General features: G+C 33.8%; 35 protein-coding genes. 18 read left to right on the forward strand and 17 right to left on the reverse strand.

Going from position 1 to position 26,735, the window contains the following annotated elements:
- Nucleotide 1 precedes the first annotated feature (1 nt).
- From ruvC to AC6EJA_RS03230, 7 genes are all read left to right on the forward strand, one after another.
- Nucleotides 2-469, forward strand: coding sequence for a crossover junction endodeoxyribonuclease RuvC (ruvC, locus tag AC6EJA_RS03200; protein ID WP_498503151.1), 468 nt, complete (start codon nucleotides 2-4; stop codon nucleotides 467-469).
- Nucleotides 470-491: 22 nt separating this feature from the next.
- The gene (locus AC6EJA_RS03205; protein ID WP_498503152.1) at nucleotides 492-1,067 is read left to right on the forward strand and encodes a 5-formyltetrahydrofolate cyclo-ligase; all 576 of its coding nucleotides are present in this window, start codon (nucleotides 492-494) and stop codon (nucleotides 1,065-1,067) included.
- A 36-nt stretch (nucleotides 1,068-1,103) separates the two neighbouring features.
- Complete coding sequence (locus AC6EJA_RS03210; protein ID WP_498503153.1) at nucleotides 1,104-1,562, forward strand: SufE family protein; 459 nt, start codon at nucleotides 1,104-1,106, stop codon at nucleotides 1,560-1,562.
- Nucleotides 1,563-1,596: 34 nt separating this feature from the next.
- Entirely contained in the window at nucleotides 1,597-2,916 is a 1,320-nt protein-coding gene (locus AC6EJA_RS03215; protein WP_498503154.1) for a homoserine dehydrogenase, read from the forward strand.
- Between the two features lie 97 nt (nucleotides 2,917-3,013).
- Nucleotides 3,014-3,220, forward strand: coding sequence for a DUF8657 domain-containing function (locus AC6EJA_RS03220; protein WP_498503155.1), 207 nt, complete (start codon nucleotides 3,014-3,016; stop codon nucleotides 3,218-3,220).
- A gap of 149 nt (nucleotides 3,221-3,369) precedes the next feature.
- Nucleotides 3,370-4,857: an ABC transporter substrate-binding protein gene (locus AC6EJA_RS03225; RefSeq protein ID WP_498503156.1), complete on the forward strand. Its 1,488-nt coding sequence runs from the start codon at nucleotides 3,370-3,372 to the stop codon at nucleotides 4,855-4,857.
- The gene (locus AC6EJA_RS03230; protein WP_498503157.1) at nucleotides 4,844-5,863 is read left to right on the forward strand and encodes an ABC transporter permease; all 1,020 of its coding nucleotides are present in this window, start codon (nucleotides 4,844-4,846) and stop codon (nucleotides 5,861-5,863) included. The genes AC6EJA_RS03225 and AC6EJA_RS03230 overlap by 14 nt, the downstream gene beginning before the upstream one ends.
- Here AC6EJA_RS03230 and AC6EJA_RS03235 read toward each other — a convergent pair.
- Entirely contained in the window at nucleotides 5,860-7,407 is a 1,548-nt protein-coding gene (locus tag AC6EJA_RS03235; protein WP_498503158.1) for an alpha/beta hydrolase, read from the reverse strand. The two genes, AC6EJA_RS03230 and AC6EJA_RS03235, sit on opposite strands and share 4 nt — an antisense overlap.
- Before the next feature lie 44 nt (nucleotides 7,408-7,451).
- Between AC6EJA_RS03235 and AC6EJA_RS03240 the strand changes: the two genes are divergently transcribed.
- The gene (locus AC6EJA_RS03240) at nucleotides 7,452-8,702 is read left to right on the forward strand and encodes an MFS transporter (protein ID WP_498503159.1); all 1,251 of its coding nucleotides are present in this window, start codon (nucleotides 7,452-7,454) and stop codon (nucleotides 8,700-8,702) included.
- A gap of 4 nt (nucleotides 8,703-8,706) precedes the next feature.
- Here the strand turns inward: AC6EJA_RS03240 and AC6EJA_RS03245 are convergent, their stop codons facing one another.
- Nucleotides 8,707-9,048, reverse strand: a complete 342-nt coding sequence (locus tag AC6EJA_RS03245) for a DUF2834 domain-containing protein (protein ID WP_498503160.1) — start codon at nucleotides 9,046-9,048, stop codon at nucleotides 8,707-8,709.
- A 90-nt stretch (nucleotides 9,049-9,138) separates the two neighbouring features.
- Here AC6EJA_RS03245 and AC6EJA_RS03250 point away from each other — a divergent pair, with 90 nt between their 5' ends.
- Both AC6EJA_RS03250 and AC6EJA_RS03255 read left to right on the forward strand, forming a co-directional pair.
- A complete protein-coding gene (locus tag AC6EJA_RS03250) occupies nucleotides 9,139-9,990 on the forward strand; it encodes a PfkB family carbohydrate kinase (RefSeq protein ID WP_498503161.1) in 852 nt (283 codons plus the stop codon).
- A gap of 468 nt (nucleotides 9,991-10,458) precedes the next feature.
- Entirely contained in the window at nucleotides 10,459-10,665 is a 207-nt protein-coding gene (locus tag AC6EJA_RS03255) for a hypothetical protein (protein ID WP_498503162.1), read from the forward strand.
- Between the two features lie 390 nt (nucleotides 10,666-11,055).
- Here the strand turns inward: AC6EJA_RS03255 and AC6EJA_RS03260 are convergent, their stop codons facing one another.
- A complete protein-coding gene (locus tag AC6EJA_RS03260; protein WP_498503163.1) occupies nucleotides 11,056-11,622 on the reverse strand; it encodes a pentapeptide repeat-containing protein in 567 nt (188 codons plus the stop codon).
- A gap of 430 nt (nucleotides 11,623-12,052) precedes the next feature.
- Here AC6EJA_RS03260 and AC6EJA_RS03265 point away from each other — a divergent pair, with 430 nt between their 5' ends.
- The 3 genes from AC6EJA_RS03265 to AC6EJA_RS03275 all read left to right on the forward strand — a co-directional run bounded on the left by AC6EJA_RS03265 (nucleotide 12,053) and on the right by AC6EJA_RS03275 (nucleotide 13,560).
- On the forward strand, nucleotides 12,053-12,394 hold the full coding sequence (locus tag AC6EJA_RS03265) for a phenylpyruvate tautomerase MIF-related protein (RefSeq protein ID WP_498503164.1): 342 nt from the start codon (nucleotides 12,053-12,055) through the stop codon (nucleotides 12,392-12,394).
- Between the two features lie 136 nt (nucleotides 12,395-12,530).
- On the forward strand, nucleotides 12,531-13,229 hold the full coding sequence (locus tag AC6EJA_RS03270) for a hypothetical protein (RefSeq protein WP_498503165.1): 699 nt from the start codon (nucleotides 12,531-12,533) through the stop codon (nucleotides 13,227-13,229).
- A 109-nt stretch (nucleotides 13,230-13,338) separates the two neighbouring features.
- Complete coding sequence (locus tag AC6EJA_RS03275; protein WP_498503166.1) at nucleotides 13,339-13,560, forward strand: hypothetical protein; 222 nt, start codon at nucleotides 13,339-13,341, stop codon at nucleotides 13,558-13,560.
- A gap of 345 nt (nucleotides 13,561-13,905) precedes the next feature.
- Here the strand turns inward: AC6EJA_RS03275 and AC6EJA_RS03280 are convergent, their stop codons facing one another.
- From AC6EJA_RS03280 to AC6EJA_RS03295, 4 genes are all read right to left on the reverse strand, one after another.
- Nucleotides 13,906-14,124 carry a hypothetical protein gene (locus AC6EJA_RS03280; protein WP_498503167.1) on the reverse strand — a complete coding sequence of 73 codons (219 nt, stop codon included), beginning with the start codon at nucleotides 14,122-14,124 and terminating at the stop codon, nucleotides 13,906-13,908.
- A gap of 558 nt (nucleotides 14,125-14,682) precedes the next feature.
- Nucleotides 14,683-15,744, reverse strand: a complete 1,062-nt coding sequence (locus AC6EJA_RS03285; RefSeq protein ID WP_498503168.1) for a chlorophyll a/b binding light-harvesting protein — start codon at nucleotides 15,742-15,744, stop codon at nucleotides 14,683-14,685.
- Between the two features lie 265 nt (nucleotides 15,745-16,009).
- Nucleotides 16,010-17,080: a chlorophyll a/b binding light-harvesting protein gene (locus AC6EJA_RS03290; RefSeq protein ID WP_498503169.1), complete on the reverse strand. Its 1,071-nt coding sequence runs from the start codon at nucleotides 17,078-17,080 to the stop codon at nucleotides 16,010-16,012.
- 394 nt (nucleotides 17,081-17,474) lie between these two features.
- Nucleotides 17,475-18,566 carry a chlorophyll a/b binding light-harvesting protein gene (locus tag AC6EJA_RS03295; RefSeq protein WP_498503170.1) on the reverse strand — a complete coding sequence of 364 codons (1,092 nt, stop codon included), beginning with the start codon at nucleotides 18,564-18,566 and terminating at the stop codon, nucleotides 17,475-17,477.
- A 196-nt stretch (nucleotides 18,567-18,762) separates the two neighbouring features.
- Between AC6EJA_RS03295 and AC6EJA_RS03300 the strand changes: the two genes are divergently transcribed.
- Nucleotides 18,763-18,960 (forward strand): hypothetical protein, encoded by a 198-nt coding sequence (locus tag AC6EJA_RS03300; protein ID WP_498503171.1) that lies wholly within the window; start codon nucleotides 18,763-18,765, stop codon nucleotides 18,958-18,960.
- A gap of 102 nt (nucleotides 18,961-19,062) precedes the next feature.
- On the opposite strand, the gene AC6EJA_RS03305 is transcribed toward AC6EJA_RS03300, so the two are convergent.
- The 6 genes from AC6EJA_RS03305 to AC6EJA_RS03330 form a co-directional block, all read right to left on the reverse strand.
- Nucleotides 19,063-19,206 (reverse strand): hypothetical protein, encoded by a 144-nt coding sequence (locus AC6EJA_RS03305; RefSeq protein ID WP_498503173.1) that lies wholly within the window; start codon nucleotides 19,204-19,206, stop codon nucleotides 19,063-19,065.
- A 339-nt stretch (nucleotides 19,207-19,545) separates the two neighbouring features.
- Nucleotides 19,546-19,947, reverse strand: a complete 402-nt coding sequence (locus AC6EJA_RS03310) for a hypothetical protein (RefSeq protein WP_498503174.1) — start codon at nucleotides 19,945-19,947, stop codon at nucleotides 19,546-19,548.
- A gap of 309 nt (nucleotides 19,948-20,256) precedes the next feature.
- On the reverse strand, nucleotides 20,257-20,403 hold the full coding sequence (locus AC6EJA_RS03315; protein WP_498503175.1) for a hypothetical protein: 147 nt from the start codon (nucleotides 20,401-20,403) through the stop codon (nucleotides 20,257-20,259).
- 159 nt (nucleotides 20,404-20,562) lie between these two features.
- Entirely contained in the window at nucleotides 20,563-20,865 is a 303-nt protein-coding gene (locus AC6EJA_RS03320) for a hypothetical protein (RefSeq protein ID WP_498503176.1), read from the reverse strand.
- A gap of 71 nt (nucleotides 20,866-20,936) precedes the next feature.
- On the reverse strand, nucleotides 20,937-21,605 hold the full coding sequence (locus AC6EJA_RS03325) for a DUF3386 domain-containing protein (RefSeq protein WP_498503177.1): 669 nt from the start codon (nucleotides 21,603-21,605) through the stop codon (nucleotides 20,937-20,939).
- Between the two features lie 70 nt (nucleotides 21,606-21,675).
- Nucleotides 21,676-21,864, reverse strand: a complete 189-nt coding sequence (locus AC6EJA_RS03330) for a hypothetical protein (protein ID WP_498503178.1) — start codon at nucleotides 21,862-21,864, stop codon at nucleotides 21,676-21,678.
- A gap of 517 nt (nucleotides 21,865-22,381) precedes the next feature.
- Between AC6EJA_RS03330 and AC6EJA_RS03335 the strand changes: the two genes are divergently transcribed.
- The 3 genes from AC6EJA_RS03335 (at nucleotide 22,382) to AC6EJA_RS03345 (ending at nucleotide 23,696) form a co-directional block, all read left to right on the forward strand.
- Nucleotides 22,382-22,726, forward strand: coding sequence for a hypothetical protein (locus tag AC6EJA_RS03335; RefSeq protein WP_498503179.1), 345 nt, complete (start codon nucleotides 22,382-22,384; stop codon nucleotides 22,724-22,726).
- A 45-nt stretch (nucleotides 22,727-22,771) separates the two neighbouring features.
- Nucleotides 22,772-23,026, forward strand: a complete 255-nt coding sequence (locus AC6EJA_RS03340; protein ID WP_498503180.1) for a DUF8674 family protein — start codon at nucleotides 22,772-22,774, stop codon at nucleotides 23,024-23,026.
- A 364-nt stretch (nucleotides 23,027-23,390) separates the two neighbouring features.
- Entirely contained in the window at nucleotides 23,391-23,696 is a 306-nt protein-coding gene (locus AC6EJA_RS03345) for a hypothetical protein (RefSeq protein WP_498503181.1), read from the forward strand.
- Nucleotides 23,697-23,996: 300 nt separating this feature from the next.
- Here AC6EJA_RS03345 and AC6EJA_RS03350 read toward each other — a convergent pair whose 3' ends face one another.
- Both AC6EJA_RS03350 and AC6EJA_RS03355 read right to left on the reverse strand, forming a co-directional pair.
- Nucleotides 23,997-24,269: a SemiSWEET transporter gene (locus AC6EJA_RS03350; RefSeq protein ID WP_498503182.1), complete on the reverse strand. Its 273-nt coding sequence runs from the start codon at nucleotides 24,267-24,269 to the stop codon at nucleotides 23,997-23,999.
- 79 nt (nucleotides 24,270-24,348) lie between these two features.
- Nucleotides 24,349-24,780 carry a hypothetical protein gene (locus AC6EJA_RS03355; RefSeq protein ID WP_498503183.1) on the reverse strand — a complete coding sequence of 144 codons (432 nt, stop codon included), beginning with the start codon at nucleotides 24,778-24,780 and terminating at the stop codon, nucleotides 24,349-24,351.
- 233 nt (nucleotides 24,781-25,013) lie between these two features.
- Here AC6EJA_RS03355 and AC6EJA_RS03360 point away from each other — a divergent pair, with 233 nt between their 5' ends.
- Nucleotides 25,014-25,259, forward strand: coding sequence for a hypothetical protein (locus AC6EJA_RS03360; RefSeq protein WP_498503184.1), 246 nt, complete (start codon nucleotides 25,014-25,016; stop codon nucleotides 25,257-25,259).
- Between the two features lie 127 nt (nucleotides 25,260-25,386).
- On the opposite strand, the gene AC6EJA_RS03365 is transcribed toward AC6EJA_RS03360, so the two are convergent.
- A complete protein-coding gene (locus tag AC6EJA_RS03365) occupies nucleotides 25,387-25,566 on the reverse strand; it encodes a Nif11-like leader peptide family natural product precursor (RefSeq protein WP_498503537.1) in 180 nt (59 codons plus the stop codon).
- A 241-nt stretch (nucleotides 25,567-25,807) separates the two neighbouring features.
- Nucleotides 25,808-26,671: an NAD(P)-dependent oxidoreductase gene (locus AC6EJA_RS03370; RefSeq protein ID WP_498503185.1), complete on the reverse strand. Its 864-nt coding sequence runs from the start codon at nucleotides 26,669-26,671 to the stop codon at nucleotides 25,808-25,810.
- Nucleotides 26,672-26,735 lie beyond the last annotated feature (64 nt).

A 26,735-nucleotide genomic window follows, 5' to 3' on the forward strand; every position in this document is an offset into this window, starting at 1 on the left:
GTTGAGAATAATTGGAATTGACCCTGGTTTAGCAAGAGTGGGATATGGGCTTATTGATTCAAATAATAATCAAAATATAATGCTTGATTGCGGCATAATAAAAACTGAGAAGGATTCAAGTGAAGAAAATAGAATATTAGAAATACATCAAGATTTAGAATTATTGCTTAAAAAGTGGAGGCCTGACAAAGCAGCTGTTGAAAAGTTTTTTTTCTATCGTTCAAGTACAACAATCAGTGTTGTTCAAGCTAGGGGAGTAATAATTATGACCTTAGCAAAAATGAATATACCAATAATTAATCTGGCGCCAATGCAAGTAAAGTTAGCTGTAACTGGATCTGGGAAATCAAGTAAAAACGAAGTAATTCAATCTGTCATGAGCGAACTCAATTTAGATATTCCCCCTAAGCCTGATGATGCTGCTGATGCGTTAGCAATTGCATTAACATCTCTTCAGTCTGAAATTTAAGAAGAAAAACTAATTTATAATTATGAAAAGTAAATCAGAAAAAAATATTGCAAGAAAAAGCTTTTCTGAGATTAGAAACCTAAAAATAAAAAATAATCAAAAATTAATATACGAACAGGTAGATAATTATATCGAAACCTTCTTAAATACATCGGAGTTAAGAAAAAAATACATAGGTATTTACTGGCCACTTATTGGTGAGGTTGATCTAAGTTTGTTGAGAGGAAAAAAAAACTTAAAATTTGCTTTACCCCATTGCGAGAAAAATAAAACCTTGACATATAGGCGATGGTCAAGTGAACCTCTTGGGAAAGATTTTTTTGGCATACCCTCACCAATGACTAACCCGCCCTTAAAACCTGAGGAAATATCAACCCTTTTTATTCCAGCTTTTGCCATTGATAGAAATGGTTACAGACTTGGGGCTGGAGGTGGCTTTTATGATCGATTGAGATCAAAAAGAAATTGGCTTTCAATAAAAGCAATAGTCATTTTGCCACAGTGTTGCGTTTCCGAAAAACCATTACCAAGGGACCCATGGGATATCCCCTTTGACAATTGGATTACAGAAAATGGTCTACTTAAAAAAATTAACTAGTTAAAATTATTACAGTTAAGGATTTAAAATATTGATATGTCACACGTAGAAAATCCACCACTCAAAAGTCTCGGTAGCGACTTCCTTGACAAAATTGTAAAAAGGTTACAGTCGACAGCTGATCCCAAAAGAAAATATGAATACGTCCTTTGGATGGCAAAAAAACTTCCGCTACTGCCTGCTGAGGAAATATGCGACTCAATAAAAGTCAAAGGATGTGTTTCACAAGTCTTCGTTTTAGGTAAATTGGAAAATGGCGTAATCAAATGGAGAGGCTACTCAGATGCTTTGATAACTAAAGGATTATTGAGCATTTTAATAGAAGGGCTTAATGACCTAACACCAGAGGAAATTCTTGCAGTTGACAACTCTTTCATTAAAGCAACTGGACTAAACTCCAGCCTTACTCCATCAAGAGCCAATGGATTCCTCAACATACTGCTAAATATGAAAGGCCAAGCAAAAAATCTCTCAATGCAGGCTCCAATCAATTGAGTCAAATCTGAGAACACAATTAAACAAAAAAAACATGGCTAGAAAAATTCGCGTAGGTCTTCTAGGACTTGGAACCGTAGGCAGTGGTGTTTTAAAAATTTTCAATGAACCAGAGGGACGTAATCCTCTTCTCTCAAAAATCGAGCTTGTGAGTATTGCCGTTAAAAACATCAATAAAAATAGAACTATCTCTCTAAAAACTGCTCGGCTCACTGAAGATCCTCTAGAAGTCGTCAACGATCCAAGTATCGACATAATCGTCGAGGTTATGGGAGGGGTAGAACCTGCCAGGTCACTAATATTGAAAGCTATCTCCCTTGGTAAATCCGTCGTAACCGCAAACAAAGCAGTAATTGCAAGACATGGTAAAGAAATCGAAGAGGCAGCTAACCACGAGGGAGTTTATGTATTAATCGAAGCAGCAGTTGGCGGAGGCATTCCAATTATTGAACCTTTAAAACAATCGTTAGGTGGAAACAGATTAAAAAAGATAAGTGGAATAATCAATGGAACAACCAACTACATCCTGAGCAAAATGACTAAGGAGGGAGCCGGATATGAGATTATTCTTAAAGAAGCTCAAGAACTAGGTTACGCAGAAGCTGATCCTGCTGCTGATGTAGAGGGCTCTGATGCTGCTGACAAGATTGCAATATTGAGCGGATTAGCCTTTGGGGGAAGTGTTAAAAGAGATCAAATACCAACAGCGGGAATAAATAATCTTCAAAGCAGAGATATTGAATATGCCCAAAGACTCGGCTATGTGATAAAGCTTCTAGCAACAGGACAAAATCTTGAAGAGTATCAACAAGAAAAAACTGGCACTACACCACTTGCTATTTGGGTGGAACCAACATTAATTCCCTTGGAGCACCCACTTGCATCAGTCAATGATGTAAACAATGCAATTTTGATAGAGGGAGAACCAATTGGCGATGTAATGTTTTACGGTCCAGGAGCCGGTTCAGGGCCAACAGCATCTGCAGTGGTTGCAGATATTTTAAATATTTCTGGCATCAAAGTTATGGAACAGTCCTCTAATTGCCTTGACCCACTTCTCTCTTCCGTAAGTTGGAGATTTTGCGAAATTGTTGATCAAAGTAAATTTTTAAAGAAAAGCTATATCAGGTTAATTACTGAAGATTCTCCAGGGGTAATTGGTCGAATTGGCAATGTTTTTGGGGACAATAATGTTTCAATACAATCAATCGTGCAATTTGATGCAATAAAAAGGGAGGCTGAAATAGTTGTAATTACTCATAAAGTTCATAAAGGGTTAATAGACAATTCCTTATTAGACATTAAAAAATTACCTGAAGTAAAATCTATAGAAGCAAATTTAGGTTGTTTGTAAATGAAGGCAAAGCTGGCAATTATCTTGAGGAATTGCTAATTCTATAAAAAGAATGGTGGCCTTTATGTCTATTGGCTTCTATCACTCGAATAGTACTATGTCACTAAAAAAAAATAGTTCGAAAGAGCTTGACAAAATTATAAATCAAGGAGATTGCGTTAAGCTAATTGATGATAAAAATCTATTTCAAGTTATAGGTGTTGACAACAATCATAATAAGTGTTGGTTAAGAAGATGGCCATTACTAACTAATGGCTCTCCAGTTTTCGAAATATCAACCACTCAAGTTATTGTTTTACAATAAATTATTTTCTATTTTTATGGATTATTTTGAAAAATAAATCAAACAAAATTGTATATCTACCGAGGACAATTTTAAAAATAATTACAATTATATTTTTATACTTTTCGTTAGTTTCATGTAAAGCCATAAAAGAATCTAATAGAATTGTAGTGGCTAGTGCAGGCAAGATTGAATCGCTTGATCCGGCTCAAGCAAATACTTTAAGATCTTTACAATTAATAAGTGCGCTCGGAGATACACTATATATCCTTAATGAGAATGGTACGCTTGAGCCTAGACTTGCAAGTAGTTTACCTTCAATATCTAAAGATGGTTTATCCATAGATATTGAGCTAAAAAAAAATATTTTTTTTCATGATGGAACACTATTTAATTCTAAAGCTATGGAATTTAGTATCAACAGATTTCTAAAAATAGGCACTCAAAGTTATATTATTGGGGATAGGATTAAGAGTATAGAGACTCCTGATGAATACCTATTAAGATTAAATCTAAAAAGGCCTTCAACATCTTTTAATGGTCTATTAACTTCAATAAATTTAACTCCAGTATCCCCAACATTCTATTCAAAATATAAAAATAAGTTCCTTAATAATAATTTTATAGGCACAGGCGCCTATAAATTAATATCATTCCAACCAGAAAAACAAAGCATCGAACCATTTAAAAATTATTGGGGGGAAAAGCCAAAGAACAAGGGTATTGATTATATAAATTATAGAAACTCATTCTCTTTATATGGAGCAATAAAAAATGGCGATATTGACATGCTTCTCTCAAATTCAATTGCCGATAGTCAAATACTTTCGCTTAGTAAGATGGCAAGCAAAAATCTTTTAAATGAAGCAACAGGACCTGCAATGGAAATAGGTTACTTAACAATAAGAAGTAACAATGAAGATTTTTCAAATAAATTAATACGGCAAGCCATTGCGCTCTCTATTGACCGCAATTTAATTAGCAAAAAAGTAAGTTTTGGATTTAGGGAGCCATTAAGATCAATTACTCCAAAAGTACTAAGAGGCCAAAAAAACTCATATTGGCCAAAATACAATCCATCAAAAGCACGGAAATTATTAATTCAATCGGGTTTTTGTAGAACTAAGAGACTTGTTATCCCTTTAACTTATCGTTCAAATGTTCCAGCAGATAAATTATTTGCACTAATATGGAAAGAACAAATAAGACGCGATCTTAACGATTGTTTATTAATTAACATTAACGGAATTGATTCTAATACTGTCTATAAACAATTATCCCAAGGTGTTTTTCCCGTTGTAATGCTTGATTGGACAGGAGCTTTCCCAGATGCCTATGCATATCTTTATCCCTTATTTGGCTGTAATGAAATGGAATCGAATATCTGCAAGAAGGGAGAGGCCGTATTCAGTGGAACTTTTTGGGCTTCATCCGAAATAGAGAAACTTTTAGTGAAATCTGAACATTTGCAGGGCAATAAGCGCTCAGAGGTCCTCGAGACAGTAGAACAAATTGCTGCAGAAGGCTCAGCATATGTTCCTATTTGGAATGTCCGTCCGCGTGCATGGTCTAAAAAAACGATTAATAAACCAAAATTTGATGGTACTGGTTTTGTTTTATTAAAAAAACTTGAAAAACTAAATCATGAATCGAAATAGTTTAATTTTCAGATATGTAATCTCTAGGATTACTCTTGCTCCTTTAATGATATGGATAATATCAAGTTTAGTTTTTGTTCTTTTGAGAATTGCTCCAGGTGATCCTGTTGATGCAATTCTCGGTAACAAGGCCAACGAGACTGCTAAAGAATTAATGCGTTCAAGACTTGGGCTTGATCAACCACTTATAAAACAATATTTAAATTACCTTGGGGAACTGATTAAAGGAAATTTTGGTGAATCATTAAATTCTCAAGAACCAGTCCTTAATATGATTTTAAGAGCCCTACCAGCAAGTATTGAACTTGGGTTATTAGCCTTATTAATCGCCTTAACAATAGGAATTATTGTTGGTTTTAGTGGAATAGCAAAGCCAGAAGGAAAAATAGATTTTTCTGGAAGAATGTTTGGCATTACAACTTATGCATTACCGCCTTTTTGGGTCGCGATGGTTTTCCAATTTTTATTTGCAGTTTCTCTGGGTTGGCTACCTATTGGGGGAAGATTCCCCCCCAACTTGATTGAACCCTCAGGCACTGGTTTTTTGATTTTGGATAGTATTCTCTCAAAAGATTGGTTGGCCTTACAGGGATCTATTAGACATTTAGCGCTCCCAGCCTTCACTTTAGGTTTTTTGTTAAGTGGTATTTTTAGTCGATCATTGAGACTAAATCTTGGTAAAGCTTTAAGAGGAGACTTCATAGAGGCTGCTAGAAGCAGAGGTTTAAAACAAAAACAAATAATCCTTAATCATGCACTTCCAAACTCTCTACTTCCACTTTTAACCATTTCTGGATTAACTATTGCATCTCTTGTGGGTGGAGCTCTTTTAATAGAAATTACTTTTTCTTGGCCTGGATTAGCTCTTGGTTTACAAGAAGCTATCAACCTTAGAGATTACCCAGTAGTTCAAGGATTTATTGTGGTTGTCTCATCTATGATAATTTTTATTAGTATTTCTATTGATTTACTGATAGCAATTTTTGATCCAAGAATTAAATATTAATTATTTAGTAATTCTTCTATTTTTGATCTGTCAATTAAATGATATTTGATATTATCTTTTTCTAAATTAAGGTTAACTCTTAGTCCTTTCTCAGTATTTAAGTTATCAAGAAAATTAATAATTTGATTTGAAAGTAAACTTTGAACTGAAAGTGGATGTAATCCAACAAAATCTTTAGTTAAATTGAAGACATCATTATTAGTCTTATTGTCTAACTGGCCTCCTACTCTTATGGGTGAGAAATGACTTGCTCCTTCAATAATCAAAACTCTGCTATGCGGGTGGGGTTTTGTAGCCATAAATAATCCAAGTTGTTCATATATCGCGGGAGTAACAAGATCAAAAGTTCCACCTGCGAAAAAGAATGGGATTTGATTATCAATATCTAAAACCTCAGGCCAAATTAAACTACCAAAACTATTTATTCCAATAATTGCCTTAAGAGTATGAATCTCTTTAATAGCTATAGGTGAATAATCAACAAATTGACATTGTAATAAGACAGAAAGATTGGTCAAAGAGAAGTCTTCAAGAGCATAAGAGCAACTTTGTTTTAGAGAGTCTCCAGGCGGTGCTCCTGCAGCAAGGAATGCTGTCAAAGAGCCAAGAGAGTGGCCAATAAGAACAATATTTTCACCAGGAACACTTATCAAATTATTTGACTTTGCTTCAATAACTGAATATATGTCTTTGATTCTATCTGGAACGATTTCAATACCAGGTGCCGAAACTTCTCCGCTAAAGAGAGCTTTCAAATATTTCGAATCGCTTCCAGGATGCTGCAAGAGAATGACAGGCCAACCATGATGACTCAGACTTCGAGCCAACCACCTGAAATGATCTCTATCTCCCCCTATTCCAGGCATAAAAATAATTAAATCTGAACGAGTATTATTTGAACTTGATGGTTTCCAAATCTCAATATTTAAAGACTCATTTCGATGCTTTACATTGAGGGGGACTATCTCATAAAAAGACTCTTTTAAAGCATTATTTTTTGAGGTTGATGTTATTTCGATATTGCTTTTATCAATAGATAACGAACTTAAATTTAGATCAGATAATAATTTTTGCTGTTTCTTTAATTCAGTTCGCCATTTACCGATAATTTTTACTAATCTGTCTAGATTTATATTAATAACTTCACCAGGCATTGATTGTAAAATTGAAATCAATGAAGCATCATCTTTCGTTATAAGGATATTTTCAATAGTCTGGAAAATCTTTTTCTCAGACTTTTCATTATCTAATTGAATAATCTTGCCTAATTCATTAAAAAGCTCTCTTCCAAACCAACTTCGAAGAAACTGAAGAATAATCTCTTCATCCTTTAAATGCGGTTCCTTTAGAAATTTCAACAAAGCAGTTCTATTTTCAAATCCAAGCAAACTCAACCATGTAGCCAATTCAGTATTTCCCTCACCATCTCTTTTACTCCAATTATCCAATTCATTAATGGAAATAGGTATAGACATCTCCTCAAAATGGATCTCAACTCTCTCAGCGGCCTTTAAATCAAAACTAGGATGAACAGCAGTTAGCATGCTGCCCATAAAGCTGAAAAAAACTATTCTTTGCAATAAACGAATTGATTTCGACACAAAATCCAAAAGTATGGTGGAGTCAATTCCCTGAGGGACTACGTTTAGTAGCCAAGGGAAGACTTTATGCCTCTATAGGTGCAGGGGCAGTTCTGTATTTGACACCATTATTATTCAATAATGTTGGTTTTTCTGCATCTCAAATAGGCACAGGTGTAACTGTAGCAGCGCTTTCTGGGACTTTTGCAAGAATAGTCTCGGGATTTTTTCTTGACAAAAAAATAAACTTTTGGCTTCCACTTCGAATTGCTGCTTGCCTTGCAATTTTGGCAGATTTATTACTACTCCAGGCTTCAAACTATATTGGATTCCTTCAAGGACAATTTCTTTTAGGTGCAGCAGCGGGAACATATTGGCCATCAGTCGAATTGGCAGTTCCAATAAATTGTGGAACATATCCTTCTAGCAAAGGATTTGCCTTAGTTAGAGCTGCTGATGCACTGGGGATATGCTTTGGTGCGTCATTAGGTACAGTTTTTTCATCAATAAATCAAATTAGATACATTTATTACTTGGATATATTCTTTATGCTTCTGCTTTTGAGACTTTTGATAGATAATAAAATATTCATCGAAAACTTAAAAAAAGACACCTTCTCGAATAAAAATTATTTAATCGAGGATAAAAAAATAAAAAGATCTAACTTAAAAAAATGGCTAAGCAATATTATTCCCATATTAATAATTAGTCTTTTTGCTACTTCCATATTTACTCTTTTACAAAGTGCCCTCCCATTAGATCTAGTTAAAGGAGGTTTAGAAAGGCCGGCTTTAAGTGATACAATCAGTGGCTTAATACTTGCTCTTCAACTGGGCCTAATTCTGTTATTTCAGTGGCCAGTTGGTAAAGTAATGAGTGAAAAGGGTATTAATTATGGACTTAATTTTAGCCTTACTTGCTTAGGATTAGGTTGCTTACTTATTTCATTATCAAGTCTTTTTAAAATAGGTATTACAATAGTAATTTTGGCTTTATTCTTTATTGCACTTGGGATAACAGCATTCTTACCCACAGCTACGGAGGGTATTGTTAAAAACTCCTCCATATCCAGAAGAGGTATTTCAATGGCCTTATTTTCACAATGCTTTGGTATAAGTGCGATTGTAGCCCCAATAATTGCAGGATACTTATTAGATAAGAATAGCGGAGGTTTTATACTCTGGATTTCACTTTCTTTTATAGCACTATTATTAGTACCTCTTGCAAAGAAAATTAATCCAACAAATCAAGTAAATTAAAAGATTATTTCTCCAATTCAAGAAGACGTTTCTCTCTTAAAAATAAAAATAAAGGTGCAGCGAAAGCAAAAGCAATCAAAAATGAGCTGTAGACAATCCACATGTTTTTCATTTCTAATTTCTTAGATTCACTCACAATCCAAACTGTTACAGCACCAGCGCCAATAAAAAGATCCCTTGAAAGAGATTGTGCGGCAGGATTTGCATTAGCTAATGAAATAAAGTTTGCAATATCAAAACTTCCATACGAATTTGCATAGTTTATATTTGATAGAGTGGGGAGAATCAAACCCGCTATTGCAAAAGCCAAATAAACAAAACTAAGGATTTTTCTAGATTGATTCATTTAAAAACTAAGAAATTAAAAATCAGTTTGAATCCTAAATGTTTTGTAAAATAGATTCAAGCATGAGTTTTTGTTACTTCTGTTATTCAGATGGATTTAGTTGATTTTAGACATTTAGATAAAATACCAAAATTAAAGCTTGCTGTTATTGGTCATGTTGAATGGGTAAAGTTTTTAAAAGTGGATCAATTACCGAAAAGAGGGCAAATCTCTCATTCAAGTTATGGGATTGAAGAACCTGCTGGTGGTGGGGCTTTAATTGCAGTGGAAATGAGAAATATAGTTAATAGTTCTGTGCACTTCTTTACGGCTCTTGGGAGAGATTCAATAGGTGAAAAATGCTACCAAAGATTAGAAACTCTAGGACTTACTCTTCACGTTGGTTGGAGAAATTCTTCCACTCGTGAAGGAATTAGCTTTGTAGACAATTCTGGAGATAGAGCAATAACTGTTATGGGAGAGAGACTTGAACCCAACTCAATGGATAATCTCCCTTGGGAAGATTTAAATGATTTTGATGGCGTTTTTATTACTGCTGGTGATGTTGATTCAATTAGGTATGCCAGAAAAGCTAAATTTTTAGCTGCAACTCCTCGTTTGGGTATTGGTGCTATCAATAAATCAAAAATCAAACTTGATGCTCTTGTCGGGAGTGATCTAGATCCAGGAGAAAAATATCAATCAGATGAAATACAAAAAACACCAAAACTTCTAATTAAGACTCGAGGCGCTGAGGGTGGAATTGTTTACCCAACGGGAAGATTTAAATCTATCAAATTAGATTCCAAACCAGTTGACACTTATGGATGTGGAGATAAATTTGCTGCAGGATTTACTGTTGGAATGGCAGCAAGCTGGGATATTGTTAAGGCATTAAGCCTAGGGGCACATTGTGGGGCGAAATGTGCCACTTATTTTGGTCCTTATACTAAATATGATTAAATTCTAAAATGAACCAACTAAATCCAATAAAAGAAAAAAAAGATTTCGATTTAGTAAATTTTTATATTTTAATTAATATAATATTAGTTTTATTATTCATAGAATCATCCTACATTTTAGTTTTATTCTTTAAAAAAGGAATTTTTAAAAAAGAAATTTTAACTTATAAAAGCAATGTGGGATTTGATATTATTATAAAAAACTAAATATACAATTATTAAAACAACAAAAAATAATATTTTCTCTTAATCATATAAAAGCATCAAACTTTCTGATAGAATAAATTCTTAGATATAGATAGCAATCTTGATAAGTTCCATTCTAGTTATTATTTTATTTACACTTTTATTAATTTTCTTTATCATTAAATTTAATTCGAGGAAAAAATTAAAATCAGTTACTTTAATTGAAAGATTTAAAAATAAGTTTAAAAATAAGAATCATGTCAGAATCAAATTATCAGAAAGGATGTCAGATTCATTAATGAATGACCCTGAAATAAATATAAGAATAAGCACCTGGTACAATGAATTTGAAATCAGAGAAAAAGCAGATATTCATAGAGCCAGGTTGAGTAAATATGGAAAATCTAAAATGAATGGAGAAATGCTTTTTTTAGGTCCTAAAGGCGGAGTTTATAAATATGGAAGTGACGGGAAAAAGAAATACCTTTAATGTTATTAATTTAAATTATATTTCCAAAGAATTATTCTATTTTTTATTTTCCTTTATGATAATTTTTAAATTTAAAATAAATCAGTTTAAAGATCATAAAAAATCTTGATACTCATTGAAATCACGATTTGCCCAATGGATAAATTGACTTTGTGGTGATTTCTGACTATTCGCCACGAGTGAAATTTTTTCATTATTGGAGTTATTTTTTGTCCTTAAATAGTTGCCAGAAACCCTTTGGCGATAATCTCTAGCAAGTTTTTCTATTGAAAATCCCTTTGGAGAGGGTCGGTGTGGCCAGAATCTATTCAAATTAATTAAGAAGAACTCTGTCCAAGCAAAACAGCAAAGCAAGAGAAGTGCAATAGCTGTAGGAATTGATTGGCTTTATTATGTTCCCGGCATCGCTGGCTTATATCCACCTCCACCTCCAACACATTCAAGACTTTCTCTTGTATTTACACCTGTTATTGGATTAGTGCCTTCTGCTATTGCGCACAGGTTTTTTTGATCATCACTGTCAAGTATTGCATAAGTAAAATCTGCTCCCTCTATTTGAGCCCCGGCAAAACTACTCCCTGAGGCAATCATGTTAATCAAGATGGCATTTCTAAGGTCCGTTTTTTGGAAGTTAACCCTATCGGAGAGAGTGTCAGTGAGATTTATACCGTTTAAATTTGAACCTTTAAGATCAGATAAAGTAAGAACAGTGCCATGCAGGTCCACATCGCTAAAATTTGCGTCCCTAGCAACTGCCCCAGCAATGGAAGACTTAGATAAATCCTGACCGTGTAAATCAAACCCAGTTATGTCAGCTCGAACGTAATTTGGAACTTCGTCACCCTCTCCTGTCTTTTCAAAAGAGGCAGCAGCATTTGTTGAAAATGGAGCAATAGTGAATAAGAAAACTCCAAGGATCAAGGGAATTAAAAAATCTCTTTTAATGCTTTTAAACATCACTCGATTAGCTGTTTGTATAACTTTGCCCCAGATCAGCTGATTTATGGGGTTTACGAAAGAGAAAGATAAATCAATTTACTTTCTTAAATATTCTATTAAATGTGTACTCAGAGTGGTTTACCTGAAATTAAGCAATGAAAGGTGGTATTTGTCCAATAAAGAGTAACGCCTATCATTAGCAGCAAATTAAAGCCCACTAAAAGTGAGCCCATCATCATCCCTTGGTCTCGACTGGCGTCAAAATTACTAATTGGTTCTACAGATACAGTAGATATATTGTTTTTCATCCAATGATGTAACAAAAAACACACCTTAACCATTAACTCAGCCAAGTGCGAGTTTGGTCATTGAATGAGCAATCCATATTGGACAAAAAATTAAAAATATTAAAATTTCTGATAGTTTTGATTTATTCACAATAAACAAAATGCCTCTAATTAGAGTCACAACCTCGTTAAAAGATTCCAAAAATCAAACTAAACTCCTTCAAAGACTTTCATCAGAGCTTTCAATTGCGACAGGAAAACCTGAGAGTTATGTAATGGTAATTTTGGAGATGGGGAAACCAATGATTTTTGCAGGAGAAAAGAATGATCCTGCTTGTTTTATAGAAATCAAATCAATTGGTTCTCTCAATCCAAAAAAAATGACTTCTTCGTTCTGTAATCTAATTTTCGATTCAATGGGCATTCCAAAAGACAGGATTTACATTGCATTTGAAGACATTAATGGTAGTCAATGGGGATATGACGGTAATACTTTTGGGTAAATAAAATTCTCCTTATTTTAACTCTGACCTAAAAATCGTTTTTTTTTACATGTATATCAAATACATACAAAACTTAGCCTAAGCACTTGATTTCAAACAATTAAGAGGGATCTTGATATTAAGAAGTCATATTTTCATGGGTTATTTTTTTCTTTTTTTAATATTCCTAGGATCAATAGCTGGATTGCTGTTATTCCTCAATAAAGGAGATGAAGCAACTGAAATCAAGCTAATGCTTTCTGAAATTTTCAATGATTTGAAAAAGCTTTTTTCAAATCTCAAAAAGCTTTTGGTTTACTTAAAAGAAATTATTGATAAAAAGAGAAGTGAAAACGCCACTTTAAAAGTAAATATATCGAAGAGCACTGAGACATCAAAGATTCAAAATGATTCTATAAATGATATGGGAGAGAAAAATAGTACCGTTTCTCCAGAAAAATCAGATCAACCAATACCTTCTATCAATTCTGATTTTGACAAACCAACTGAACAATCAGATCAACCAATACCTTCTATCAATTCTGATTTTGACAAACCAACTGAACAATCAGATCAACCAATACCTTCTATCAATTCTGATTTTGACAAACCAACTGAACAATCAGATCAACCAATACCTTCTATCAATTCTGATTTTGACAAACCAACTGAACAATCAGATCAACCAATACCTTCTATCAATTCTGATTTTGACAAACCAACTGAACAATCAGATCAACCAATACCCTCTATCAATTCTGATATTGATAAACTTCAAAAAAATATTGACAAAAACGATGAAATATCAAAATTCTCAGAAGACAACGAAAAAAGAGAAGGAAATTTCAATGAATGAAATGATTCATAGAATTAAGTTCAATAAGCATTTATCAACAAATATTGAGTTAGCAATGAAGTAGATTATTTAGAGATCAATTAATTACTTTAAATTACTTTCTTTTAAAATGCTTGAACTTACATTAATGGCGTTATTAAATACAGTTGGAGATAATTTCTGCAAATATCGATCTGAGGGTAATGATAGTTATAAGTCTTTACTTCTTTCGTATAGTGATGCTAGTGAGAAATACGGCGTTAAGGAAGTTAAAACCGTTATTCAGAAATCCAGTAATATATCTATCGCAGCAGTAGCTGTTGCTGCAACAAAATGTCCTCAACATTTATGAATAAACTTCATGGTGAAGCTTGTAAATGCTTAATTAAATATGCATTTAGTTTTTATAAGAATAGAAAAGAGTGATTTTAATAGTTGCCAGTAACAAAATTTACAAACCATATTTAAAATAAATATAAAACCCTTAAAAAAGGTTTACACAATTTATTTTTCTAGCTATCACTAGAAGTAGTGCAAAGATGTATGAATTTAGAGTATCTTATAATTCCCACACTAGGAGTAGTGTTTTGTCCTTTTGCAATAGCTTATTTTTGGGAAATAATAAGTAATATGCAGAAAAGAAATCTAGTGAAAAATTAATATTTTTATTATATCTGGTTTAACTTAACTTATTAACTTAATCAGATAAATAACCAAGTGTATCTGTTGGAAATTCAAGTAAAACATTTTTCAATCCTAGTTCCTCTGCTCGAATAGCCATAATGCCATCACTCTTCTCAATTTCTTGCCTAAAAGTAAATGCTTCTTGAGGCTCATCTCCTTGAGCTGGAATTCCATCAAGAACATCAAAAAGAATATTCTTGAGATCCTCCTCGTTAAGAACAGCTTTGGACATTTGAATAAATCCAACTATTTATTTTGTAGCCAAATAGTTAGAACCGAGCCACGCATTTAAATTTTTGTGATTTTTTTACCGCATTTACACTTACCACCTTTCCACTTGGAGCATTTTTCTCTTTTGCATTTTTTTTTTTTTTTTTTCGGCCATATAAATAACTAAATGAGATGAGTTTTTAAAAAATTCTTCTACCGATTAATCATTCAATCTCTATAATTTTATAGTAAAATAAGGTCTCTCTATCTTCATAATCTGCATCTGAGAAAGAAACATTAGAGAATGTTCTCCTTTGAGAGTTAATTAATCCCATCATAACTAGCATAAATGCCTTTTGTATTTGAATCGTAATAATAATATTATTATTATTGAGAACAATAAATCTTTAAATTTTTATATTCCAAAAAATAACATCAAGAAGATTTTTAAGATAAAAATATTTGTTTGTAAAATTTAAAATAATAATTGGAAATTAATAATATATTAAAAATAAAAACCTAAAGGTCAAAATTAATCTGACCTTTAGGTTACCAAAATAGATAATTGTTTTAAATAAAACTAAGAGGTAGCGGATGCTCCTGTTACATTCCCGATTACGTTTGCAACTCTTCTAAAATCAAAGCCCATTGCTCTGAGCGCATGCCAGATATGGCCTTGAATAAAGAAAAAACCAAAATAATAGTGAACATTGGAGATAGCAGCCCTCGTGGAATGCCCCCAAAATGCATTTCCATCTGATAGATCACCTGTATCTATCCAATAAGGTGAGATGCCAAATTTCAATGCAAGCGGTTCGCCATAAAAGGCTTCAGGATAAACGGTTGTGTTTGATGCACACCAAAAGGCTGCAACAATAGCCATCCAACCTATTCCTGCTAAGGACCAAGAAAGAACAGCTTCTGCACCTAGTAAGCCTGCTCCTTTAAATTTGTCATACTCACCAATTTGACGAGTAGCAATATGCCAGGCTCCCCCACTAATCTCCAAAAAGGCTAAAAATGCATGTCCTTCCATAACCTCCTCTAGGCTGTCAATCTTCAGGAAGTCATACTGATGGCTCCAGATTCTGCCAAAATCACCATACCCTGGAAAAACCTGTCGTACCTCTCCAATGGCTGGATCATAGATACCATGCCATCTTGCCCATTCAACAAACCAAATGCAGGCAACACCAAGAAATATCAAATGATGGCCAAGAATGAATGTTAATTTATCTGGACTATCCCATTTGATTTGGAATTTTTTGGTTGTTGGAATTGGGCCACTTTCAAGATCAGCGTTGAACAACAATGAATGAGCTAAGGCTCCTCCGGCGTAAACCAGAGATGCGATTAAATGAACAATCGCTATTGAAGCAACATTTTCACCTGTCCAAGTACCAGTTTGGTCAAAACCAATTCCTATTGAAGCCAAATGAGCTAGAAAAATTGAGCTCTGATGGCCCATTGCTATTGAGGGGTCAAACCTAGCAAGCTCCCAAAGAGTGCTTGCTCCAGCAGCGAAGGAAATCAAACCAGTATGCGCAGCATGTGCAGCAATGAATTTCCCTGAGCGATTGGTGACCCGAGAATTACCAGCCCACCACCCATAGGTGACGTCTGGATTTCCATAGGTCTGCATAATTTAATTAAAAAAATCTATACTTTGGCACATTACACAAATTTTAAACTCGATTCATAATGTGTTGAATTACTGTAATGGACTGCGATAGAGGGGGGTAATTATTCTTCTTAATGAATCTTTACATATACAATAAGAACTGTGAAGCGTTCTTTGCGTTTTTACGGGTCGTTTTATCTAAGAGTGGAAAACAAAAAAGCCCCGATTAAATATCGGGGCTTTTTTGTTTATTCCTTAAAAGGATTTTAAATTTGATTAAATTTCTTTAACCATTAAGAGATACCGAGGTTGCGCCCAAGTTAGAGACAGCCCTGCTAACTCTTTTGAAATCAAAGCCCAAAGACCTAATCGCATGCCATAGGTGACCCTGAATAAAGAAAAATCCAAAGTAGTAATGAACATTAACTAGAGCTGCGCGAGTAGTATGCCCCCAAAAAGCAGAGCCACCCTCAACGGTATCAACCCAATATGGAGCAATGCCAAATTTGAAAGTAAGCACTTCTCCATAGAATTGTTCAGGATAAACAGTTGTATTAGTTGCAGCCCAAAAAGCAGCAACAATAGCCATCCAACCAATTCCCGCTAGCGAATAGGAAAGTACTGATTCAGCTGATAAGACCTTGGCACCTTTGAACTCAGTGTATTGTCCAAGTAAACCAGAACCCATTTTCGTAGCAATGTGATGCGCACCTCCAGCAATCTGAGCAAAAGCTAAAAATGCATGTCCCCCCATCACATCTTCGAGACTATTGATAGTGATGAAATCAAATTGATGATTCCATATAGAAGCCAAGTTTAAGTTGTACTCAACTTGCCTTACAGCGCCAACAGAAGGATCAAAGATTCCATGTATTCTGGCCCATTCGACGAACATGATGTTCGCGATGCCAAAAAGAATTAAATGATGGCCAAGAATAAAAGTCAAATTGTCGGGGTTATCCCACTCAAGCTTGAATTTTCTAGCTTGCTTAACAGAGCTGTCTTGCATATCACCCTCAAATTTCACTGAGTGCAATAAGCCTCCAGCGCCATAAGCCATTGAACCAATTAAATGGACAACAGCAATGGAAACAACCCCTGCACCGGTCCAGGTACCGGCTTCATCAAAACCAATTCCAAAGGTTGCAAGGTGAGCTAAGAATAGGGAACTCTGATGGCCCATCGGAATTGACGGGTCAAATCGAGCAAGCTCCCAAAGGGTGGCTGCGCCAGCAGCAAAAGCAATCAGGCCTGTATGTGCAGCGTGTGCAGCAATAAATTTGCCTGAGCGATAAGTGACCCCAGCATTTCCAGCCCACCACCCATAGGTGACGTCTGGATTTCCATAGGTCTGCATAATTTAAGAGAACGAGCAACATACCTAAATCAGATTACAAGCGTGTCATTTAATATGGTCAGAATAGTTAGAGGTCTTTATTGAGTTGATGCATTTCGTCAATCTTTCAAAAAAAAAAAAAACAGTAAAACTTCAGAATAATTTGATTAAAAAAGCTTTCCAATTCAAAATATCAAAGAGTCGTAAATATTCAGAAAGCTGTGAGGATAAGGTTTTATAAAAATTTATCCTCTTTGATAATTATCGCTTAACTAAATCAAGATCTTTTGAAAAGCAAATCCATACAAAATTAAGAACTGACTTTGATAAGGATCTTAAAAGACAATACAAAAAAAAAACCCCACAAAATTTGTGAGGTTTTTGTTTTTTGATGCATTAGAACTAGAAATTTTTTCTAGGAGCTAAGACGAAATTCCTCAGAGCTTGAATCATTTCCAATAGCACTTCTAACTTTGCTGAAATCAAAGCCTAGAGCTCGCAATGCGTGCCATAAGTGACCTTGAATAAAGAAGAAACCGAAGTAATAATGAACATTTGATAAAGCTGCTCTTGTGGTATGCCCCCAAAACGCAGCATTAGTTCCAGATAAATCAACTGTATCAACCCAATAAGGAGAGATAGCAAATTTCAACTGGAGTGGTTCGCCGTAAAAGGCCTCTGGATAAACAGTTGTATTTGATGCACACCAGAAGGCTGCAACAATGGCCATCCAGCCAATACCAGCAAGTGAGAAAGAGAGGATTGCCTCAGCTGACAGCAACTCAGAACCTTTGAACTTACTCCAAGAGCCAAGCCTTTTCTTCTCCCAAGGAGTAGAACCAGCAATAACATGAAGAGCTCCACCGGTTGTTTCTACGAAGGCTAGAAATGCATGGCCACCCATGACATCTTCAAGGCTATCTATAGATAGGAAATCAAATTGACGTTGCCATATCATTGTCAAGTCCAAGTTGTAGTTGACCTGACGAACAGCGCCTATTGCTGGATCATAGATTCCATGAATTCTTGCCCATTCGACAAAAGCCGTACAAGCAAGTCCCATGAAAAACAAATGGTGTCCCAGAATAAATGTTTGATTATCTGGATTATTCCATTCAAGTTTGAACTTTCTGGCTTGAGCAACATTTGAATCCTGCATGTCGCCTGGAAAAAGAAGCGAGTGCAATAAGCCGCCTCCTCCATAAACCATTGAGGCAACTAAATGAACTATGGCAATTGAGGCAACACCTGCCCCTGTCCATACTCCTGCGTCATCAAAACCAATACCAAATGATGCTAGATGCGCAAGAAATATTGAACTTTGATGGCCCATTGGCACAGAGGGATCAAAACGTGCAAGCTCCCAGAGGGTTGCACCACCAGCCGCGAATGAGATCAGGCCTGTATGTGCAGCGTGTGCAGCAATGAACTTGCCTGAGCGGTTGGTGACCCCAGAATTACCAGCCCACCACCCATAGGTGACATCTGGATTTCCATAGGTCTGCATATTGTTAAGAGAGAAAGTGGAAAAACCAAACAAACTCTACTAGCGACACAATTCAAAAGTACAAAATAGTTAAAGGTCTTTATTTATTTGTTTTCAATTTATTCTCATGGCAAATATAGTTTTGAAGCTGTTGTAAAATCTCAAAACACGGGTTTGGCATAGTGGCCACCTGGGTTATCTCATGCAATCCAACTAAATGATTGATCCAACGCACATTCTTGATTTTGCAACTCAACTTCCTCATCCCTCAGATATTGGGTTAATAAAGCCATCAGGAGGCTTTAATTTAAGCGCAGCTCTTTGCGGATTGGGTGCTTTTTTTGGCATGACCCAATTTTTTTACTATTCTGATGACTCAAAACGAATTGATCCCTGGGCCAAGCAGGACAAATAAAAAAAGGCGGGTTATAACCCGCCTTTTTTTATCGATAATCAAAGCCGACTTTAAAAATCAGGTTTGAAAATTGTTAAAGACCAACCAAAATGACTACTTGATTCAGATTTTGGTTGGATCATTAGCATCAAGTCCGTAATAAATGAATTGAGAGACTTGAATCAGAGCCAAAACTCCAAAAGCAGCAGCAATTGGATTGAAGCCTCCAATGGTGATTGTTCCTAATAAAGTTGATGCGTGGATCATTGGCACAAAAGGTTACGAATATAAATAAACCCGAAAAGACCACAAAAAAGTAAAAAAAAATCAATCTCGTAGCACCTTGAAAAGTTTTTTTTGAGTTTGATTCATAATCAAGATGTCTAAAACAATGAAAGACTTCTGCTATCAAACAATTTATTTTTTGAATGAAACTCGACAAAAAACAGCCTTGGAAATTATGGTTTTTCGTAATTTTTCTGAATATAATTGCTTTTGCTGGATTTTTTTTTCTCAAACAAAAAGGTATTGATGTCTTCGCCTTAAAAAAATAACCAAGATAATTTTTCTTATTTTATTAGTAACTGATCTTAAAAATACAGTAAGTCAATCGAATCCTTTAAATAACTCCTTGTGAACTACCAGGGTGTCGTAGGGAGAAGTTCCAGCTTCTGGAGTAAGGGGATCACCATCAACATTTCTTGCAGTACTACAAAGCAAATCCCCGTCCCATCTAACTCCAAAATCATTGATAGTTTTTGACCAAGCTCTTACTTTCTCAAAATGTTCTGGTATGTGCTCACCAATTTTTTGACAGGCCTTACAAATTATTGTCAGAACAGGTGGTTTAGGTTTAAGTCTTAAATCCTTTACCAGAGAAGGTTGAGTGAAAACTCCTACATACCGAACATATTCAATTAACTCTTGATCACTCTCTGAAAGGTCTGCGCAATTTAATGCTCTCTCAAATTTCTCCAAAGGTGTTATGGGTCGGATTTTGATTACCATAAAATTTAAGTTCCTTTAATCAAAAATTTAATTAAGAAAAAAGTTCCTAGCAATTATGATTTTTTGAAGATAATCTGGCGTTTATTTCTTGCCCTCATTAGATTCATTTATTTTTTTTTCTGAAGGCCATCTTGCTTTTAAATTTAGAGGGTTCAATGGATTTACCTCTATTTTTTTGCCTTGGATAAGGGAAATGCACACTTTGAAAGCGGTCCCCCCCAAAACCAAAATTAAAACTAATCTTGCAAATTCAAAAAGGTTCTGAAAATTTTCCATATAAATAAGATTTGATAAATGTGCCATTAAGAACTATTTGTCGCCTTCCCTATCTTGGGAAGAGGGTCTAACCCACTTCTTTTCCCTGGGTGACTTTTTCTTGAGTTTTCTCAACCCAAGAACAATCAAAGAAGCAAAAGTGATTGTCCAAAAAAGAGGTATTAAGAGATCGCTATCCATTTAAGGCACCGCAGAATCAAAAGAAAAATTTGGAGAAAATTTTCGTTTATTTAATGGTGCGTAATAGTAACGCACTTTTTTCTGATTCCTTGAATATATGAAGAATGCTGAAAAGGCTTCGAAACTTTAAAAGCTGGTTTTCAAAGCTATTAAAAAGGATCAATTGCATTTTTCTCCAAGATTATCTAGCTTTTTGCTCAAAGTCGCTAACAAATCAGGGTCAAAATCTTTTTTATAAAACTCAAAGGCAAGCCTCAGAGAAGCCAGAGATTTTTCCCCGTAAAAGCTAGCTTTATTTTGCTCTTGACATGCTTTCATCTTATCTCCTCTTTTCAAAAAAAATTCTGCTTTCTCCAGATGAATTTTAGATAAATTTTTATTTCTAATCCAATCATTAATAAGTAGATGATTATTTTCAAATTCATTAGCAAAAACTTGTGATGAATTAATGAAAAGAATCATCAAATAGAGTAAAAATCTGAGAATTAATTCTGAAATGATATTTGCCAAGATAATATTTGAAAAGAATATTTTTAAATTTTTACTAATTCATCAAATTTATAAAGCTCGGTTATCTCTTTACCATTGTTAATAGTTGAAATAATTCTTTTTGATAGAAACCAAAGTCCTATAGATTTTACAAAAGTAAATTCATCTTTAAATTTGGAAATTGGTTTTATTGGTTTTTTTGTCTCGGGATTATGGTACTGACTAGTATAAGAATTGGACAAGTATCCATTTCTGGTATCAAAAATATTCTGAGTTTGAATAACAATCAGGTGATTATGAATATGCCTTTTAACCATTGTAATAACTTTATTTTTAACTTTATAGACATCTCCAGAACTTTTACCTCCAACAAGAACCTCTATCTCATCATTATCAATTCCTAAAACTGAAAAAGTATTCTCTCCATGTACATCCTCAAATGAGCGTCTAACACGATGAATAGAAATTTCCCATAGTTGCGATTTAACTGCTTTTTCTATATCTGAATTTGAGAAATCACTAATATTTACTTTGAAATTCTTGTCTATTGAGAAATTACCATTAAAAATATCCTCCCCTATGGAACCATGGAAGTTGCCTTTAATTCCGTTAAAATCAGAATTCCATGTGTATCTATTTTCATATGCTTGCTTAAATATATGCCTACAATCATCACCAATAGCTAGATCTTGATTTGAATTGTGATCATACATATCCAATTTAATTTAATAATTTAATAATACTATAAAGAAAAATCCATGCCTAGTTTCTATGTTCACACATTCATGAATCATTTGAGAAGTTTTCTTTTTTCATTAAGGCTTCCTCAAGCTTTTTAGATAAAAATGGATGATAAGCAGCATATTTATTTAGAAATATCCTTTCACCTAAAGAAACTTCTAAACCACAGCTAATTTTGAGGATAAGCTTTTCAAGTTTATTTCTTGTAAGGGAGGTGAGTGCTCTTGTCATTTACGTATTTTTGCTTGGATAAAGACTTGCTATTTTTTTAAGCTGTTGCTCTCTTTTTATAATTCTGGCTTTTTTCTCACTTAATGATTCTTGGTTAGTTGACACATTAATAAAGACATACATTGTCATTGAAGTAAATAAAATTCCAATTATTAAAATCAAAATAAAGACTGGGCTCTCATATTTAAAAATTTGATTTGAGTTATGTAGGTATAAAAGCATTCTTTTATAGGCTTATGGTTTTACTTAAAAGCTAGTAGAAATTGCCACTTTAACCAATAAAGTCTTTATAAAACATTACTTTTTCTTTGTAGAGCTAGACCGCACTTGATGCAAAAACAATTAAGTTCTATAAATAATTAGAGATTTCGCTCATTTAAAAGGAAGCTCTTGGGTTGGCTAATTTGTTCAATCGCTGATTTTACATTTATTATGTGTCGAAAAGTGTAGTTAAAGCAGAATCAGTATTGCTTTGAATTTTTACTAAGAGAAACTTTGAGGGAATAATTAATTAAAAATGCTACTAATTTTCTTTTTGTTTTCTTTTTCTATAGCTGGTCTTACTTTATTCGCTTTGAAAAGTGAGGGGAAAAATCAGGCAGAGATAGAAATAACTCTAAGTTTTATGGCTTCGAACTCAAAAGCATTAATTAAAAACTTTAAAAATCTACTAACGCTATTAATTAAAGATGTTCTGAGCGATCTATCACTTGAAAAAAATAAAAATACTAATAACGATCTATCAAATAATTTAGTAAATTTCGAAAATTCTAAAGATTTTGAAAGCAATGATTTAACCCTATCTGAATTTTCCCCAAATTTAATGGAAATAATTGAAGAGGAAGAAGAAAAGATTGCGTAATTCAAAATTTTTTCCCTCTACAGGAAAATATGGTCTTAAAAAACATTGGCAAGTAATTCGATCAAGAAATTATTAGAGGACTCTCTCAAAGAACCTCCAATAGGTGAAACTTCTAAATTTATATGGCATGCCACTCCCATAGGAATAGCTGCTACTCAAAAAAGTAATCAAAAACAAAACACTTCTAAAATTTATGAAGACGCTGCTAAGGAAGGTTTAGAAATTGGATTGGACTTGAGTAGGGAAGAGACAGAGTCCCATGATTTAAGAAAAGGATTGGTCATACTTTTTTACTCTTGATACATCAAAATTATTTCGATGTAAAAAAAATGACAATTAATAAATTTTTCCGTTAAGGTTACTAAAATCTTATTTACTAAAGATGAGCTACGCTGATTTCAATAATTCAGGCTTAGACAAGCTGGGTATTCATTGGGCTCAATATCTTTCAATGACATGCGTTTCACTTCTCATTTTTCTAGTTTCACTAGACAAAGCTGTGCCAAGCTTCCATAGACTCATACTAGCCTTAATGTCTCAGGTTGGACTCATCTGTGGCTGACTCTTCGGTTTGGTCAATTTCTTAATAATCACTAAAGGAAATATTTTCTAACCAACACAATTTTAAATGTTATTTTTTCACTCATGTAGTTGATGTATCCGAATGCTTGCTTCATTGAATTTATGTTCAGTATTGGAGAATTATTGTTATTCTCAAAAGTTGACCGATAGAGAATTAGATTTTCTAGACAGATGCTGGTTGGATTCTTTGAACACTTTTCACTACAATCGTTTTCCAAATATTGCACCAGCAATTGTTTGTGATCAAGCGGACCTACCAAGAGGCAGTTATTGGATTGTTTGCAACGCTGCAATATTAGATAGATTAAGACCCGTTGAATCTGGGAAAAGCCGAAGAGCGAGAATATTTGACGCTCTTTTTGCTTCTGGTCTTGTTTCTAACAGTTGAAATAAAATAAAAAATTGGTTGAATAGATTAGATGAGAAAATCATTACAATGATTTTATAAATATTCTTACATTTTTTTTTGAAAATTTTTAATTCGCTATTAATCCACAAAACCTACTGCAGAATATTTTTGAAGTAATTTTATTAAGAACTTGTAAAATATTAAATCAAAAAAATAAAGAAAGATATGAAAAGTATAGTAGTAAGTCTTTTAGCCTCATTGAGCTCGGTACGTTTGAATTTTTTGGCGAGAACAATAGAGGTTTAGTTTAAATGTTTTACCAATTCTTTAGTAAGGAATTTAAACTCGATAACGTATTTTAAGAAATAAAATTGAGGCATTAAGAATAAAAGTCAATACATTAGCCAAAATAACTGGTATCGAAGTTATATACACTCCATAAATAATCCAACACAAAACACCCGTTAAAAAAAGGATCAACATAGAAAAAGAAACATCCTCAGCCGATTTCGTTCGCCAGGTTTTTAAAAGCTGAGGTAAAAAAGCAACAGTAGTTAAAACAGCAGCCGCAAAACCATAAAAATCAGGCGAGAAGATTGATTCAAAGGACATTAAGAAGTCAATTTTACAAAATAATGCTAGCGAATAAAAGTAAAAACTTTATTTTTAAAATATATTATTAAGAATAATTTTATTTAAAACTATCAATAACTTTATTTTTCAAAATATACTCCTTAAACTTATTTATTCCTTCAAAACCTTCATATCCAATATTATAGCCACAATTCTCAACAATTTCAGTAGAAATCTGCTCTGACAAATAATCTGTATCAAGATCTATTATTTTATTTTTTTTTGATCTCTCTTTCTTATTTTCACCAACCGAGAATTTGAGAGCACTATCACTAGAAAGTCCAAAACCAATTGCATTGCAAAATTTATTGGAGAATTTATTGGATAACCTATTATATATTTTTATGTCTGAACTTTTAATATCAATTGCCGAGGCAGACTCTGTACCAATGCAAATAAATAGAGAAAGAGATATAAAACAGTAAAATACTAAATTAAAAAAAGTTTTTCTTGGAGAGTAAAACCTTCTAATTGAGCTTAATCTAGCCATAGAAATTAATTGCCAAATAATAAAAAGTTCATTTTATTTCTATCTTATATTTATAATTCCCCATTAAAATAAACAAAACTCTTAAATATTTTTAATATTGCAATTGAGTATAGTAAATAACTATTTTTAATTTTTTGTGTATGAAATCGAGCCCCTTAAATTAGGAGAGGCCAAAAAATGATGTCAATATCACAAAAGTTTGTTAAATTTTTTATGTAGGTGTCTAATTTGCAATGGCAACAAGGAGAGAAAAGTACCCTGAAAAATGTCCTTGGGATGGTGGGCCAGATCAAAAACTAGCAAAAAACGATGAATGGGTTTTAAAAAATGGAATCGAAACAGTAGTTTTTTCCAAAAATAAACTGGACGAGCATTATTTCATCATAAGAACTCCTCAGAATGAGGAAACAATTCTTGCTTTCAGAGCAAGATTACTCTACCAAAAATTACTTGATAAAGGTTTTAAGCTCGATAGCTAGTTAAAAACAACCAGTCACAAATTGGATCAGCATAAGAAGAATCTAATAAATTGTGCTGAGAATTTTTTAAAAACTATAATTTCCTATGCCTTAAACAAATTTATTTAAGCTTTTTTCTTTTTCAATATTAATTATATTCGCCAGGAATCTCCTTTTTCCTAACAGTTACTTTTCCTACTTTTTTACCAGAGAAACGTAGAAGTTCATCACCAGAAAATTCTAGACCTAATTTCGAGGCTATTTGCGCTACATCATCAGCAGTTGAGGCTGCCAATACGTTTGTCTTGAGCTCGTTATCACTTTGCATTGCAAGCAAAAATTTTTTTATGTCATCAATAGACAAAGCTAATCTCCACAATTTCCAAGAAATAAAAAAGACCCTAGAGGTTCCAGGGCCTGGGTGATGGGGACCTTATTTTTAATGCATTAAGACAAGAAAATCAAGCCCCCACATATAGCATCAATTTTATATCACCTAACACTACAGGTAGTGCTCATACATAATAAAGATCTCAATTAATAATTTCCTGATCTTTACGATTTGTAGATTAGTCAAATAGTTTCTTTAAAGATGAGATGTCTAAATCGCCTAAACCCCTTTCAATTAGTGCGTTTTCAAGCTCTCGAACTGTCTCTGTTAAGGGCAGCTCAATATTTAATTGATCCGCAAGTTCGGAAACAATCGTAAGGTCTTTATGATGCAAGCTAACTTTAAATCCCAAAGGATATTCACCTCTTATCATATTTTCAGCACGATTAGACAATGCCCAAGATCCTCCCGCTCCTCCTTTCAAGGCTTCTACAACCTTTGACATAGGCAATCCAAGTCTATTTCCCATAGAAATTGTCTCAGCCAAGGCTAAGTAGGAACCGGACACAAGTATTTGATTTAATGCTTTTACTTCTTGACCTTTGCCGATAGCACCAAAAAAATAAGTCTTGCTTGAAATAGATTCAAGTAGAGGGATTAAATCTGGATAATCATCTTTTTCACAGCCGGCAAAAATTGATAAGGTTCCAAGCTTGGCCCCTTCTGTCCCACCAGTAACAGGAGCGTCTAAATATCTAATACCTTTTAAGGCAAGTTCATTAGAGATTTCTCGAGATTCTGATGGACTTATCGTGGATAAGTCGACAACTAAGCAATCTTTATCAAAGTGGTCAATTGCTCCATTCTTCCCAAAGATTGTCTCTTTTACAGCTTTAGCATCCTTCAAGCAAAGGAATAAAAAATTGCAGTTTTTGACAACACTTTTTGGAGTATCAGCAGTTTTTGAGCCATCCAAAATTCGAGAACTATAAATCTTTCGATTTCTTGTGTAAACCTTAAGTCTGAAACCTGCTTTTACTAAATTACCGGCTATTGGTAAGCCCATAGAACCAAGGCCAATAAAAGCGCAATCAATAGTCAATTAAATTTTTTTTTCATTCTATATGTACAATTTTATTACTTACAACTAAAATTGAACTGAAATT

It is taken from the genome of Prochlorococcus sp. MIT2309 (assembly GCF_059772305.1).

Excerpts from the sequence above, each read along its gene's own strand:
- AC6EJA_RS03290 (WP_498503169.1), bottom strand. The coding sequence starts at position 17,080 with ATGCAGACCTATGGAAATCCAGACGTCACCTATGGGTGGTGGGCTGGA.
- AC6EJA_RS03330 (WP_498503178.1), bottom strand. The coding sequence starts at position 21,864 with ATGACAAGAGCACTCACCTCCCTTACAAGAAATAAACTTGAAAAGCTT.
- AC6EJA_RS03270 (WP_498503165.1), top strand. The coding sequence starts at position 12,531 with ATGGGTTATTTTTTTCTTTTTTTAATATTCCTAGGATCAATAGCTGGA.
- AC6EJA_RS03235 (WP_498503158.1), bottom strand. The coding sequence starts at position 7,407 with ATGCTAACTGCTGTTCATCCTAGTTTTGATTTAAAGGCCGCTGAGAGA.
- AC6EJA_RS03260 (WP_498503163.1), bottom strand. The coding sequence starts at position 11,622 with ATGTTTAAAAGCATTAAAAGAGATTTTTTAATTCCCTTGATCCTTGGA.
- AC6EJA_RS03355 (WP_498503183.1), bottom strand. The coding sequence starts at position 24,780 with ATGGCTAGATTAAGCTCAATTAGAAGGTTTTACTCTCCAAGAAAAACT.
- AC6EJA_RS03220 (WP_498503155.1), top strand. The coding sequence starts at position 3,014 with ATGTCACTAAAAAAAAATAGTTCGAAAGAGCTTGACAAAATTATAAAT.
- AC6EJA_RS03325 (WP_498503177.1), bottom strand. The coding sequence starts at position 21,605 with ATGTATGATCACAATTCAAATCAAGATCTAGCTATTGGTGATGATTGT.
- AC6EJA_RS03265 (WP_498503164.1), top strand. The coding sequence starts at position 12,053 with ATGCCTCTAATTAGAGTCACAACCTCGTTAAAAGATTCCAAAAATCAA.
- AC6EJA_RS03345 (WP_498503181.1), top strand. The coding sequence starts at position 23,391 with ATGCTTGCTTCATTGAATTTATGTTCAGTATTGGAGAATTATTGTTAT.
- AC6EJA_RS03295 (WP_498503170.1), bottom strand. The coding sequence starts at position 18,566 with ATGCAGACCTATGGAAATCCAGATGTCACCTATGGGTGGTGGGCTGGT.
- AC6EJA_RS03350 (WP_498503182.1), bottom strand. The coding sequence starts at position 24,269 with ATGTCCTTTGAATCAATCTTCTCGCCTGATTTTTATGGTTTTGCGGCT.
- AC6EJA_RS03205 (WP_498503152.1), top strand. The coding sequence starts at position 492 with ATGAAAAGTAAATCAGAAAAAAATATTGCAAGAAAAAGCTTTTCTGAG.
- AC6EJA_RS03210 (WP_498503153.1), top strand. The coding sequence starts at position 1,104 with ATGTCACACGTAGAAAATCCACCACTCAAAAGTCTCGGTAGCGACTTC.
- AC6EJA_RS03215 (WP_498503154.1), top strand. The coding sequence starts at position 1,597 with ATGGCTAGAAAAATTCGCGTAGGTCTTCTAGGACTTGGAACCGTAGGC.
- AC6EJA_RS03250 (WP_498503161.1), top strand. The coding sequence starts at position 9,139 with ATGGATTTAGTTGATTTTAGACATTTAGATAAAATACCAAAATTAAAG.
- AC6EJA_RS03280 (WP_498503167.1), bottom strand. The coding sequence starts at position 14,124 with ATGTCCAAAGCTGTTCTTAACGAGGAGGATCTCAAGAATATTCTTTTT.
- AC6EJA_RS03315 (WP_498503175.1), bottom strand. The coding sequence starts at position 20,403 with ATGGATAGCGATCTCTTAATACCTCTTTTTTGGACAATCACTTTTGCT.
- AC6EJA_RS03300 (WP_498503171.1), top strand. The coding sequence starts at position 18,763 with ATGATTGATCCAACGCACATTCTTGATTTTGCAACTCAACTTCCTCAT.
- AC6EJA_RS03245 (WP_498503160.1), bottom strand. The coding sequence starts at position 9,048 with ATGAATCAATCTAGAAAAATCCTTAGTTTTGTTTATTTGGCTTTTGCA.
- AC6EJA_RS03335 (WP_498503179.1), top strand. The coding sequence starts at position 22,382 with ATGCTACTAATTTTCTTTTTGTTTTCTTTTTCTATAGCTGGTCTTACT.
- AC6EJA_RS03305 (WP_498503173.1), bottom strand. The coding sequence starts at position 19,206 with ATGATCCACGCATCAACTTTATTAGGAACAATCACCATTGGAGGCTTC.
- AC6EJA_RS03255 (WP_498503162.1), top strand. The coding sequence starts at position 10,459 with ATGTCAGATTCATTAATGAATGACCCTGAAATAAATATAAGAATAAGC.
- AC6EJA_RS03285 (WP_498503168.1), bottom strand. The coding sequence starts at position 15,744 with ATGCAGACCTATGGAAATCCAGACGTCACCTATGGGTGGTGGGCTGGT.
- AC6EJA_RS03275 (WP_498503166.1), top strand. The coding sequence starts at position 13,339 with ATGCTTGAACTTACATTAATGGCGTTATTAAATACAGTTGGAGATAAT.
- AC6EJA_RS03360 (WP_498503184.1), top strand. The coding sequence starts at position 25,014 with ATGGCAACAAGGAGAGAAAAGTACCCTGAAAAATGTCCTTGGGATGGT.
- AC6EJA_RS03365 (WP_498503537.1), bottom strand. The coding sequence starts at position 25,566 with ATGCAAAGTGATAACGAGCTCAAGACAAACGTATTGGCAGCCTCAACT.
- AC6EJA_RS03310 (WP_498503174.1), bottom strand. The coding sequence starts at position 19,947 with ATGGTAATCAAAATCCGACCCATAACACCTTTGGAGAAATTTGAGAGA.
- AC6EJA_RS03230 (WP_498503157.1), top strand. The coding sequence starts at position 4,844 with ATGAATCGAAATAGTTTAATTTTCAGATATGTAATCTCTAGGATTACT.
- AC6EJA_RS03320 (WP_498503176.1), bottom strand. The coding sequence starts at position 20,865 with ATGATTCTTTTCATTAATTCATCACAAGTTTTTGCTAATGAATTTGAA.